The following is a 12,207-nucleotide window of genomic DNA, read 5'->3' on the forward strand; positions in this document are numbered from 1 at the left end:
ACGGGGAGTCTACGGTGATCCGTCGATGGCGAGCCGGTCCGCGCTCAGTCGATCGGCCGCGCTGCCGGGCGGTAGTCGAACCAGTCGAAGGCGGCGCTGTCCTCGGTCACGTACATGCCGATGACCCGGCCGGTGAAGCCGCCGGCGACCTCGGTGGACAGGTAGCGCCCGTCGAGCTCGGCCAGCAGGACGCGGCCCCCGGAGGTCTCCACCTCGAACGAGATCATGTCGGAGGTGGCGGGGCGTACACCGAAGGGTTCGTCCGCGGCCGCCAGGTCCGCCGCGGAGGTCACGGTCGGCGGGTAGAGGTCGTCGGTCCGGGTGGCGATCGTCAGGACCAGCGGGCCAGCGGGTACGTCGAGGGACGCGAAGACCTGCCGGAACGGCCCGACCCGGCCGACGACGCGGACGCTGCCGGCGCGGACCTCCAGGTCGTAGTGGTGCGCCTCGTCGATTCGGATGGTGAGCCCGGCCGTGCCGCTGCCCGGATCCACCCGGGTGCCGGCACGGCAGTCATGGTGGCGCTGGCGCGTCGCCACGATCGTCGCGCCGGCGCGGTCCAGCGTCGTACCGGTGGCGTGCAGGGTGAGCCATCCGGGCCGCTCGGTCAGCGACCAGGCCGCGTCGGGGCGGGAGCGGGGCGAGATCCAGCCGGGCGCGAGGGCGGTCGCGTCGAAGTCGTCGTGGTAGGTGACCGGGCCGGGCGGGGCCGCGAGGGCCGGTGCGCTGCCGGCGGGTGCGGCGGCGACCTCCCGGACGACGTCCACGACGGGCCACCCGCCGTCCCAGCGAACCGGTACCAGGAACGTCTCGCGTCCGAGCACGTGGAAGGGCGGCCACTGGCCCTTCGCCCGGATGCCGAGAAGGACCATCCACCAGCTGCCGTCCGCGGCCTGCACCAGATCCGCGTGCCCGGCGGCCTGTACGGGCAGGTTGGTGCTGCGGTGCGTGAGGATGGGGTTGGTCGGCGCGGGCTCGAAGGGCCCCCGTGGGCTGCGTGAGCGGGCGACCGAGACGGCGTGGCCGGTGTGCGTGCCGCCCTCGGAGAGCAGCAGGTACCACCAGTCGCCGATCCGGTAGAGGTGCGGCGCCTCCGGGTACTGGCCGCCGGTGCCCGACCAGAGCGGAATCGGCCCCTCCAGCACCTGCCCCTTGTCCGGGTCGATCCGGTAGGCGTCCACTCCGGAGGTCGTCAGCCAGCAGGTGCCGTCGTCGTCCCAGGCCAGGGACGGGTCGACGTGGGGGAGGTCGAGGTAGACCGGCTCGGACCACGGGCCGGTGGGATCCTCCGCGGTGACGATGAGGTGTCGGCCCAGGCTGACGTTGGTGGTGATCACCCAGAACCGGCCGTCGTGGTGGCGGATGGTCGGCGCGAAGATGCCTCGGGACGCGTCGGCGCCCGGCGGGATCTCCAGCTGGCTGGGACGGTCGAGGACGTTGCCGATCTGTCGCCAGTTCACCAGGTCCCGACTGTGCAGGAGCGGTACCCCGGGGAAGTACTCGAAGCTGGAGCAGGCCAGGTAGTAGTCCTCGCCGACCCGGCAGACACTCGGATCGGGGTAGAAGCCGGGGACGACCGGGTTGTGGTAGCCCGAGACGGCCGGCGTGCCTGCGGACACTGGCGCCACCTCCTGCGGGGTGCATACCCTGATGCCACCAAATGTTCGCGATAACATCGTCTGCCCTGGATGCTACGAAGATGGCGTCGGGATGGCAACCCGGTCCGAGCGTCGGGGCGGGGCGGCCGGCCAGCGACCCCGGCGGGACGCTGGCGGGAAACATGGCCAACACCTCTTGACGAGCGGCACTGCCATCTACGAAGGTCTATTGAGGGAGAGGTGACGCGCTGTCGGGAGCTCGGCGCGTCGGTCCCGGCTGTGAACGTTGCTGCAGGGTGCGAACGGGCGGCACCTGTTAACGCTAACACCAGGGTGCCCCACCACACGTCTCGCACGAGACCTCGAACGGCGCGCTGGCCGTGGGCATGTCCACGACATTCGACTTCCTCGGCGGTGGCCCGGCACGGGCGCCGTCCTTCCCCCTCCTGCGCCTCTGAACTGCGCTGATTGGAGAGACCATGCCTGAAGTGACACGAAGGAACGTGCTCAGGGCCGGTGCGGCGGGCGCCGGAGCCGCGCTGCTGCCAGTCGCGTGGTCCGCCGTCGCCCGCGCCGGCTCGGTGGCGCCGCCGCAGGTGCTCGCCGCCGGCGACCTGGCCCTCTGGTACGACGGACCCGCGGGCACCGACTGGCTACGGGCGCTGCCGATCGGCAACGGCCGGCTGGGCGCGATGGTGTTCGGCAACGTCGACACCGAACGACTCCAGCTCAACGAGGACACCATCTGGGCCGGCGGCCCGTACGACTCCGCCAACACCCGGGGGGCGGCCAACCTGGCCGAGATCCGGCGGCGGGTCTTCGCGGACCAGTGGACCCAGGCGCAGGACCTCATCAACCAGACGATGATGGGAACCCCGGGCGGCCAGCTCGCCTACCAGCCGGTGGGCAACCTCCGACTCGCCTTCGGTTCCGCCAGCGGGGCGTCGCAGTACAACCGGACGCTCGACCTCACCACCGCCACCGTCACCACGACGTACGTGCTGAACGGTGTCCGGTACCAGCGTGAGGTGTTCGCCAGCGCACCCGATGCGGTGATCGTGCTCCGGCTGACCGCCGACCGCGCCAACTCGATCACGTTCAACGCCACCTTCGACAGCCCGCAGCGGACGACGATGTCGAGCCCCGACGCCACCACGATCGCCGTCGACGGCATCTCCGGCGCCATGGAGGGCGTCAACGGGTCGGTGCGCTTCCTCGCCCTGGCCCAGGCCGTCGCGACCGGCGGCACGGTCAGCAGCTCCGGGGGCACCCTGCGCGTCTCCGGCGCCACGAGCGTGACCGTCCTGATCTCGATCGGTTCGAGCTATGTCAACTACCGCACGGTCAACGGCGACTACCAGGGCATCGCGCGCAGCCGCCTCGCCGCCGCCCGTGGCGTGGGCGTCGACCAGCTGCGCGGTCGCCATCTCGCCGACTACCAGGCCCTGTTCAACCGGGTGACCATCGACCTGGGTCGTACGGCCGCCGCCGATCAGCCGACCGACGTGCGGATCGCCCAGCACGCGAGCACCAACGACCCGCAGTTCTCCGCCCTGCTGTTCCAGTACGGCCGCTACCTGCTGATCTCCTCGTCGCGGCCGGGCACCCAGCCGGCGAACCTCCAGGGCATCTGGAACGACTCCATGACGCCGCCCTGGGACTCGAAGTACACCATCAACGCCAACCTGCCGATGAACTACTGGCCCGCCGACACGACGAACCTGGCCGAGTGCTTCCTGCCGGTCTTCGACATGATCAAGGACCTCACGGTGACCGGTGCGCGCGTCGCCCAGGCGCAGTACGGCGCCGGCGGCTGGGTCACCCACCACAACACCGACGGGTGGCGCGGCGCCTCGGTCGTCGACGGGGCGCTGTGGGGCATGTGGCAGACCGGCGGGGCCTGGCTGTCCACCCTCATCTGGGAGCACTACCTGTTCACCGGCGACACCGGCTTCCTGTCGGCCAACTACCCGGCCCTCAAGGGCGCCGCCCAGTTCTTCCTCGACACCCTGGTGGCCCACCCGACGCTCGGCTACCTGGTCACGAACCCGTCGAACTCGCCCGAGCTGCCGCACCACTCGAACGCCAGTGTCTGCGCGGGCCCCACCATGGACAACCAGATCCTGCGGGACCTGTTCGACGCGGTCGCCCGCGCCAGCGAGGTGCTGGGCGTCGACACGACGTTCCGCTCCCAGGTGCGCACGGCCCGGGACCGGCTGGCGCCCACGAAGGTCGGCTCGCGCGGCAACGTCCAGGAGTGGCTCGCCGACTGGGTCGAGACCGAGCGGAACCACCGGCACGTCTCGCACCTGTACGGCCTGCATCCCAGCAACCAGATCACCCGGCGCGGCACCCCGCAGCTCTACGAGGCCGCGCGCCGGACGCTGGAGCTGCGCGGTGACGACGGCACCGGCTGGTCCCTCGCCTGGAAGATCAATTACTGGGCTCGGCTGGAGGACGGCGCCCGCGCCCACAAGCTCCTGAAGGACCTCGTGCGGACCGACCGGCTCGCGCCGAACATGTTCGACCTGCACCCACCGTTCCAGATCGACGGCAACTTCGGTGCGACCTCCGGCATCGCCGAGATGGTGCTGCACAGCCACACCGGCGAGCTGCACCTGCTGCCGGCGCTGCCGAGCGCCTGGCCCACCGGCCAGGTCGCGGGGCTACGCGCTCGCGGCGGATACACCGTCGGCGTGGCCTGGACCAGCGGGCAGGCCGACGAGATCAGCGTCCGCGCCGACCGTGACGGCACCGTACGACTCCGGGGCCGGCTCTTCACCGGTTCCTTCACCCTCGACGACGTCACCGACGGCAGCACGCCCACCACCACCCGGCCGGAGACGGATGTCGTCCAATTCGCCGTCCGCGCCGGGCACACCTACCGCGCCGCGCGGCCCGGTGTGACACCGTCGCCGACGCTGAGCAGCACGCCCACGCCCACCGTCACTCCGACCCTGAGCCCGACGCCGACGCCGACGCCGACCGTGACGAGCACGCCGTCGCCGTCCGGTGCGCGGGCCACGTACACGGTGACGAGTTCGTGGTCGGGCGGCTTCCAGGGCGAGGTCACCGTGACCGCCGGCGCGGCCCCGATCCGTGGCTGGACCGTCTCCTGGACGTTCCCCAACGGGCAGGTGATCAGCCAGATCTGGAGCGGCGCCCACACGCAGAGCGGCGCGAACGTGCGGGTGACGAACGTCGACTACAACGGGTCGCTGCCGGCGGGCGGCTCGACGACGTTCGGCTTCATCGCCTCCGCGACCGGCGTCAACAACCCGCCGACCGACCTCACCTGCACGACGACCTGACCCGGCGCGTCCTGCGCCTGCGCTTCAGCCCGCCGTCGGCCCGGTGCCGGTGGCGGGCTGGGGCGGCCGGCGTGCGCGTCGCGTCGTCCCGGACCGTCGGCTACCGCCCTCGCTCGCCCGTGGGCCTCGCCTGCCTTCGCCACCGATAATGACGCCACACGGCGACCGCGCATGCCACGGCGACGAGCAGCGCCGCGGTGCCCTTCCACGCACGCTCGAACCACGGGCGGTCGGTGCCGAACGCCGCTTCGCCGGCGGCCATGAGCCACAGCCCCACCCACGCCCACTGCCAGCCGCGTGGCCAGGAGAAGGAGTCGGGCGGGTCGGCGAAGGCGCCAGCCACGACGAACGCGGCGCCGACGACGGCGATCAGCGGTACGCCGATGCGCGAGACGACCTCCCAGAGCGACACGGACCGATCATCGCCGGTGGGCGCAAGCACCAGCGTCACCGCGGGCCGGCGGGCGTGCGGACGGGACCCGGTCCGCCGACCGCGAGCCACCCGATCGCGGCGGTGCTCAGGAGACCGCCGCGCGTACCAGCTCGATGACCCTCTTCTCCACCTCGGGGCTCCACGTCCGCAGGGCGTACGCCACCGGCCAGATATCTCCGTCGTCGAGGTTGGCCGTGTCCTGGAAGCCCAGGGTCGAGTAGCGGTAGTTGAACTTGCCGGAGTCCTGGAAGAAGACGACGATCTTGTCGGCCGCGTTCGCGTAGGCGGGCATCCCGTACCAGGTCTTCGGCGTCAGTTCGGGGGCGGCGGCGGTCACCGCCACGTGCACGCGCTCGGCGAGCGCGCGATCGTCGGGCGCCATCTGCGCGATCCGGTCGAGGACCGCCTGCAACCCGTCGGCCCTCTTGGCGCCCTTCTTACCCTCGGCGCGCAGCTCGGCCGCACGCTCCTTCATCGCGGCGCGCTCCTCGGCGCTGAAGCCGTCGGACTCGGTCGTGGAGGTCTTCGCGGACATGTCGGGCTCCCTCTCGATGTTTTCCGGCCCGGCGTGGTGCCGGCTACCTGGGAAAAGGCTAGGCCGGGGCGCCGAGGCGGCGCTTCTTGATTCCTGACCGGGTCGAGGACGGCGGACGGGCGGGCCGACCCGGTCCGGCGGGCCGAACGGGCCGGGCGGGGCATCCGGGTGCCGGTGCGGAGCGCTTATGCTCGGAACCGGAGCTGGGCGCGTCCCCGTCGGGGCAGGAATCGATTCGAGGGCGGCGTATGAACATCGGGGAGATCGCCCGGCGGGCGGGGGTGTCCCGCAGCACCGTGTCGTACGTGCTGAGCGGCAAGCGGACCGTCTCGGAGGCGACCCGGCAGCGGATCCAGGCGGTCATCGACGAGCTGGACTACCGGCCGAACGCCAGCGCCCGCGCCCTGAAGGAGGGGCGTACCCGCACCCTCGGGCTGGTGATCCCACCGGCGAGCCAGCGGTTGACCGACATGCAGTTGGGCTTCGTGGCCAGCGTCGTCGAGGCCGCCGCCCGCCACGACCTGGATGTGCTGCTGTCCCCGTCCGGCGGCGACCACGACCGGTCGTTCGAGCGGATCGTCACCGGCCGTCGGGTGGACGGCGTGGTCCTCATGGAGATCCGGTTGGAGGACGACCGGGTCACGCGGCTGGCCAGAACGGGTCTGCCGTTCGTCACGATCGGTCGGACGGCCGAAGCGCACGGCATGAGCTGGGTCGACATCGACTACGCCGGGCTGATCGCGCGCTGCGTGCACCACCTGGCCGATCTGGGGCATCGGCACGTGGCGCTGGTCAACCGCTCCGCCGAGCTGGTGGCGGCGGGTTACGGGCCCAGCCATCGCGCGCTGGCCGGTTTCCAGGCGGCGGTGGCGGAACGAGGTCTGGTCGGCGTGGACGTCTGCTGCGGCGACGACACGGCCTCCGGTGAGGCGTGCGTGGAGCAGTTGCTCGGGACGCATCCGGACGTCACGGCGGTGGCCACCATCAACGAGGCGGCGCTGCCCGGGATGCAGCGTGCGCTGACCAGCGCCGGGCTGTCCGTGCCGGCCGACTTCTCCGTCACCGGGGTCGCCGCCCAGCACTGGGCGGAGGACTTCCGCCCGCCGCTGACCGCGGCGGACGTGCCCATGCGGGACATGGGCGCCGAGGCGGTGTCGCTGCTGCTGGAGATCATCGCGGCCCCCGGCAGCGTGCCGCGGCACCGCCTCTACAGCCCGCCCATCTCGTTGCGGTCCAGCACCGGCCCGGTCCGGACCCACTGACCCTCCACCGGCGCGCGGGCCCCGCCCATCGGCGGGACCCCGCTGGCCGGCTACCGCCGCGCGGCTCGGCGTTCCTCCTGGGCGGCCGCGAGGATGAGGTAGCTGCTGGCCGTCCAGGTGTACGCGCGATCCCGCAGCCCGGCGCCGGTCTCGGCGTCGAAGTTCTCCGCGAAACCGGACTTCTCACACAGCGCGAGGAAGCGCTGGCTGATGTCGTCGGCGATCGCGGTGTGCCCGGCCCGCCGCAGACCGTCCTCGACCAGCACGGTGGAGGGCGCCCAGATCGGGCCCCGCCAGTAGCCGTCGGCGAGGTAGTGGGCCGAGTCCGTCGGTTCGGTGGCCAGCCCGTGCGTGGTGAGGTGGGTCTCGACGCCCCGGGCCAGCGCGTCGGCGATCGGGGCGGGCAGGTCGGCGCCGAGAGCGACCGGCATCAGGTCGAGCAGGCTGCGGCTTGTCCGCCGCTGCCCGGTGTGCGGGCTGCGGGCGGTGAAGCGCTCGCCGTCCCACAGCTGCCCGATCATGGCCGTCCGGATCCGGTCGGCCTCCCGGGACCACCGGTCGGCAGGTTCGCCCAGCTCGGTGGCGAGGTCGGCCAAGCACCGCAACTGGGAGACCAGGAACGCGGCCAGGTCGGCGGTCTGCACGACCCGGCCCTCGTCGAACGTGGTGGCGTTGTCCCAGCCGCTGTCGTTGCCGTGCTGGTAATGCGGCAGGTCGTGGCCGGGCGCGCGGCGCGCGTCGAGCCAGAACCCGGTCCAGCGGGCCAGCCGGTCGTACGTCTGCGCGAGCGCCGCCCGGTCCGGTGACTGGGGGAGGCGTCGGCGCAGGTGACGCAGGGCCCAGCCGTGGATGGGGGGCTTGACGTAGTTGTGCAGCACCTCCGAGTGGGTGACCGAATCGGGCAGGGCACCCGCGCCGTCCTGGTGGTCGAAGGGCAGGTGGAACTGGTGCCAGGCCAGCTCCGGCTCACCGGCCGCGAGCGCGATCGCGTTGAAGCAGTGGTCCCAGCTCCACACCTTGTCCATCCAGTGCTTGGACATCAGGACGGCGGGCCGGGTGACGAAGCCCGCCGGGGCGACGGTGGCGGACCACAGCACGTACGCGGCCAGTTCGGCGGCCGGGGTGTCCGCGCCGCGCCACGGCGCGACGGCGTCGACGAACGCGGCGAACTCGGCGCTGCGGTCGCGGCACACCCGGTCGAAGGGGACGGCGGCGGCGTACGGCCGGCGGGCGGTGGCGTACTCCTCGATGGCGATCTCCCAGGGTTGGTCGCCGGGGAGGTCCAGGCAGCGGTCGGCGGTGCCGAGCGCCTCGACGCCGTCGGCGCGACGCAGCGCGCCGGAGAGCACCGTGACCCGGTAGCGGCGCCCGGTCTCGTACGAGGTGAAGACGTGTGAGCCGTCGACCGGGTCGAGGTAGAGGTAGGTGCCGCTGAACGGGGTGAGGGTGCCCGCGGCCGCGGCGATCCGCAGGCCGAGGTGCCGGCCCCGGATCCGCAGGGTGTCGGGTGCGTCGTAGGCGGCCTCGATCCGACCGGGACCGGCACGCCAGGTCAGCAGCGCGGGCGTGGCCACGACCGTGGTGCCCGCGGCCGTGGGGGAGAGGCGCAGCACCGGGTGCAGCCCGGTCTGGTGCGACACCAGGTGCAGGTCGTCGGCGTACGTCTTCTCGGCTACCACCGGGGAGATGTTGAACCAGGATCCGCGGTAGCTGAACGGGATGTCCTGGATGGCGAACTCCGGACCGGACGGGGCGACGGTCATGGGTGGCGGGTGCCTTTCTGTGGTGCGGGTGGTCAGTCCTCGACCGCCGCGGATGGTCAATCCTTGACGGCGCCGGCGGTCACGCCCATCGAGACGTACCGCTGCGCCAGGATCAGCAGCACGGCGGCGGGGATCGAGGCGACGACGGCGGTGGCCATGATGGCGTTCCACTGCTGGTTGTTGTTGCCGATGTAGTGGTAGATGCCGAGGGTGATCGGCTGGTGGTCGCCACCGCCGGCCAGGGTCGAGGCGAAGATGAAGTCCGACCAGGACCACAGGAACGCGAAGAGCGACACCGTGACGATCGAGTTCCGGCTGACCGGCAGCACGATCGACCAGAAGGTACGCAGCCGTCCCGCGCCGTCGACCACGGCGGCCTGGAGCAGCTCGTCGGGGATGCCGGACATGAAGGCCGTGAAGATCAGTACGGCGAACGGCACCGCGAGTGTCGTGTCGGCCAGGATCAGGCCCGGCAGCGTGTTGAGGACGCCGAGGGTGAGGTAGATGGCGTAGAAGCCCATCGCCATGATGATGCCCGGGATCATCTGGGCGATCAGCAGCAGGAAGCTCAGCGCCGGGCCGCCGGGTGGCCGCAGCTTCGCCAGCGCGTACCCGGCGGGGGCGGCGAGCGCCACGGTCAGCGCCACCGTGCCGAGCCCGACGAGGAAACTGGTGCCGAGGTACGGCAGTTGCTGGTCGAGGACGGCCCGGTAGCCGTCCAGCGTGCCGTCGGTCGGGAACAGGTGCGGCGGACTGGCCCGCATGTCCTGGTCCCGGGTGAACGACACATTGATCATCCAGTAGACGGGGAAGAGCATCAGCCCGGTCAGCACCAGACCGACTCCGGTCTTCCACCAGACACGACGCGGTGACGTGGTCATCGTAGGTGCTGCCTCCGCTGGGACCGGATGTAGACGAGCCCGGCGATCAGGGCCATCACGATGAGCAGGTTGCCGACGGCCGCGCCCGGACCGAACTCGGGCAGCAGGTTGCCGAAGCCGAGGCGGTACGACCAGGTGGCGAGCGTGGCGGAGGAACCGGTCGGGCCGCCCCTGGTCATGATCCAGATGATGTCGAAGACCTTCAGCGTGTAGATCAGCCCCAGCAGCAGCGTGATCGCGGAGACCGGGCGCAACAGCGGGAACGTGATCGACCAGAACCGTTGCCAACCGGTCGCGCCGTCGAGCGCGGACGCCTCGTACACCTCGACCGGGATCGCTGCAAGGCCGCTGTAGAGCACCACCAGGTTGAACGGAATGCCGATCCAGACGTTCGCGATGATCACCGAGGTGAGCGACCAGGTCGGCGAGGTGAGCCAGTTGACCGGGTCGATCCCGACGACGCCCAGCGCGGCGTTGACCAGGCCCGAGTCGCTGTTGAGCAGCCACGACCAGGTCGAGGCCGACACGATCAGCGGCAGCAGCCACGGTACGAGGATCAGCGCCCGCAGGGTGCCCGACAGCGGGAAGTTCTGGCGGAAGAAGAGGGCCAGGGCCATGCCGATGCTGAACTGGAAGACGAGCGACGCGCCGGTGAAGACCACTGTGTGCGCCAACGTCGGCCAGAACGCCGGGTCGGCCAGGACGGTGCGGTAGTTGTCCAGGCCGGCGAAGGGTGCGCCGCCCTGCACGAACGAGCGGACGGTGTACTCGCGCAGGCTCAGCTCGACGTTGCGGTAGAGCGGGTAGGCGTAGAAGGCCAGCAGGTAGACGACCGTCGGCGCCAGGAAGCCCCACGCCAGCCAACGTCCGGGCCGGCGGCTTCGAGGCGCGGGGGGCCCGGGTGGGGCGGCCTCAACCGCCCCACCGTGGCCTCGCGTGATGGTGGAAATCCGCGTCGTGGGGGTCATCGTGTCGGTTCGGCGCGCTTACTTGCTCGTGGCCGAGGCCTGCGCGGCGGTCAGCGCCTCCTGCGGCGACTTCCCGCCGCTCAGGGCTGCCTGCACGGCGGTCCACAGTGGTTCGGAGATCTTCGGGTACTTCGTGCCGAGGTTGTCACCGGTGCGGCCCTTCGCCGCCCGGACGGCCTCCACCCAGACCTTGAGCTTGGGGTTCTCGGTTGCCTGCCGGTCCTGCACGGCGGCCACCGGCGCGACGTAGGAGAGCGTGGTGTCGGTGGTGAGGAGATTGTCGGCGCTGGTGAGGCAGGTGACGAGCTTCTGCGACGTCGCGTACCGGTCGGTCTTTTTCTGGACCGGGATCGAGACGAACTCGCCACCGGTCGGCGCCGGGGCCGGCCCACCGGCGCTGGCCGGGATCGCGATGGTGCCGTACGAGAAGCCGAGCTTCTCCGCGTTGGCCAACTGCCAGGTGCCGTTCTCGGCGAACGCGAAGTCGCCGGTGGCGAACTCCTGCCAGCTCGTGGTCTGGGTGTTGTTGATGACCGAGTTCGGGGCGTAGCCCTGCCCCAGCCAGTCCGTCCAGAGAGTCAGCGCGGACACCGCCTGCGGCGAGTCCAGGCTGGTCAGCTGGGCGCCCGATCCCCAGAACCAGGGCAGGAACTGGAAGCTGCCCTCCTCGGTGCCGATCGCGGAGAAGGTGATGCCCTTCTTGCCCTTGGCCTTGACCTTCGTCAGCGCCGCGGTCAGTGACGTCCAGTCCTTGACCGAGGCCGGGTCGACGCCGGCGGCGGTCAGCAGGTCCTTGTTGTAGTAGAGCGCGAGGGTGTTGGCCCCGATCGGCACCCCGTACGTCTTGCCCCCGCTCTGGCCGGCGCCGAGCAGGTTCGCCGCCATGCTCGACACGTCCAGCTTGTTCTCTTCGGTGGTGGTGAGCGCGCCGGCCTCGGCCAGTGTCGAGATGACCGGGTTGTCGACGATCAGCACGTCCGGCGAGTTGCCCTGCTGGGCGGCGAGCAGCGCCTTGTTGGTGAGGTCGGTGGTGTCGTAGCCGGTCCGCTCGACAGTCACGCCCGCCGAGGTTCCGCACTTCTTGAGCAGGGCGACCCAGTCGGAGTCGTCGGCGAACTGCGGATACGGGTCCCAGACGAGGTACGCGCCGCCGCCACCGTCGGAGTCGCCGGACGACGACGAGCAGGCGCTCGCCGTCACCGCGGCGAGCGCTAGCACGGCAACGGCGGCCAGGCGCCGCCGTCGGTTGAGTCGTGTCATGTGCTGCCTCACTTCAAGTCGATCGTCAGGTGGGGTGTCGTGGGTTGACCGTCGCGGGCCGGACCACGTCCGACCATGAGGCGAACCGATTCGACGAACCGGTTCGCACGAAGATAGGACCGCCCGTGCGCGATGGTCAAGGGCTGGTGAGCGTCCACGGAGGCACTGCTGGGAAACAGCGGCTTCACGCGATCGT

9 protein-coding genes are annotated in these 12,207 nt (G+C 71.2%); 2 read left to right on the forward strand and 7 right to left on the reverse strand.

The features are described from left to right. Positions 1-44: 44 nt before the first annotated feature. The gene (locus ACFYPR_RS25845) at positions 45-1,619 is read right to left on the reverse strand and encodes a glycoside hydrolase family 43 protein (RefSeq protein WP_387262869.1); all 1,575 of its coding nucleotides are present in this window, start codon (positions 1,617-1,619) and stop codon (positions 45-47) included. Positions 1,620-2,077: 458 nt separating this feature from the next. On the opposite strand from ACFYPR_RS25845, the gene ACFYPR_RS25850 reads away from it, so the two are divergent. Further along, positions 2,078-4,909 (forward strand): glycoside hydrolase N-terminal domain-containing protein, encoded by a 2,832-nt coding sequence (locus ACFYPR_RS25850; RefSeq protein ID WP_387262871.1) that lies wholly within the window; start codon positions 2,078-2,080, stop codon positions 4,907-4,909. Positions 4,910-5,009: 100 nt separating this feature from the next. Here the strand turns inward: ACFYPR_RS25850 and ACFYPR_RS25855 are convergent, their stop codons facing one another. Both ACFYPR_RS25855 and ACFYPR_RS25860 read right to left on the reverse strand, forming a co-directional pair. Continuing rightward, on the reverse strand, positions 5,010-5,321 hold the full coding sequence (locus ACFYPR_RS25855; protein WP_387262873.1) for a hypothetical protein: 312 nt from the start codon (positions 5,319-5,321) through the stop codon (positions 5,010-5,012). 106 nt (positions 5,322-5,427) lie between these two features. Beyond that, positions 5,428-5,877 carry a hypothetical protein gene (locus tag ACFYPR_RS25860; protein ID WP_354856190.1) on the reverse strand — a complete coding sequence of 150 codons (450 nt, stop codon included), beginning with the start codon at positions 5,875-5,877 and terminating at the stop codon, positions 5,428-5,430. Positions 5,878-6,125: 248 nt separating this feature from the next. Here ACFYPR_RS25860 and ACFYPR_RS25865 point away from each other — a divergent pair, with 248 nt between their 5' ends. Further along, entirely contained in the window at positions 6,126-7,139 is a 1,014-nt protein-coding gene (locus ACFYPR_RS25865) for a LacI family DNA-binding transcriptional regulator (protein WP_354856189.1), read from the forward strand. Positions 7,140-7,189: 50 nt separating this feature from the next. Here ACFYPR_RS25865 and ACFYPR_RS25870 read toward each other — a convergent pair whose 3' ends face one another. The 4 genes from ACFYPR_RS25870 to ACFYPR_RS25885 are packed head-to-tail and all read right to left on the reverse strand — an operon-like array spanning position 7,190 to position 12,011. Beyond that, complete coding sequence (locus ACFYPR_RS25870) at positions 7,190-8,902, reverse strand: trehalase family glycosidase (protein WP_355068005.1); 1,713 nt, start codon at positions 8,900-8,902, stop codon at positions 7,190-7,192. A gap of 56 nt (positions 8,903-8,958) precedes the next feature. Further along, on the reverse strand, positions 8,959-9,783 hold the full coding sequence (locus ACFYPR_RS25875; protein WP_354856187.1) for a carbohydrate ABC transporter permease: 825 nt from the start codon (positions 9,781-9,783) through the stop codon (positions 8,959-8,961). Next, a complete protein-coding gene (locus ACFYPR_RS25880; RefSeq protein WP_354856186.1) occupies positions 9,780-10,751 on the reverse strand; it encodes a sugar ABC transporter permease in 972 nt (323 codons plus the stop codon). The genes ACFYPR_RS25875 and ACFYPR_RS25880 overlap by 4 nt, the downstream gene beginning before the upstream one ends. A gap of 18 nt (positions 10,752-10,769) precedes the next feature. Further along, entirely contained in the window at positions 10,770-12,011 is a 1,242-nt protein-coding gene (locus ACFYPR_RS25885) for a sugar ABC transporter substrate-binding protein (protein ID WP_354856185.1), read from the reverse strand. Positions 12,012-12,207 lie beyond the last annotated feature (196 nt).

This window comes from Micromonospora sp. NPDC005254 (assembly GCF_042872525.1).
Classification (GTDB): domain Bacteria; phylum Actinomycetota; class Actinomycetes; order Mycobacteriales; family Micromonosporaceae; genus Micromonospora.

Coding starts and splice junctions, on each gene's coding strand:
- ACFYPR_RS25850 (WP_387262871.1), top strand. CDS start 2,078: ATGCCTGAAGTGACACGAAGGAACGTGCTCAGGGCCGGTGCGGCGGGC.
- ACFYPR_RS25860 (WP_354856190.1), bottom strand. CDS start 5,877: ATGTCCGCGAAGACCTCCACGACCGAGTCCGACGGCTTCAGCGCCGAG.
- ACFYPR_RS25865 (WP_354856189.1), top strand. CDS start 6,126: ATGAACATCGGGGAGATCGCCCGGCGGGCGGGGGTGTCCCGCAGCACC.
- ACFYPR_RS25870 (WP_355068005.1), bottom strand. CDS start 8,902: ATGACCGTCGCCCCGTCCGGTCCGGAGTTCGCCATCCAGGACATCCCG.
- ACFYPR_RS25875 (WP_354856187.1), bottom strand. CDS start 9,783: ATGACCACGTCACCGCGTCGTGTCTGGTGGAAGACCGGAGTCGGTCTG.
- ACFYPR_RS25880 (WP_354856186.1), bottom strand. CDS start 10,751: ATGACCCCCACGACGCGGATTTCCACCATCACGCGAGGCCACGGTGGG.
- ACFYPR_RS25885 (WP_354856185.1), bottom strand. CDS start 12,011: ATGACACGACTCAACCGACGGCGGCGCCTGGCCGCCGTTGCCGTGCTA.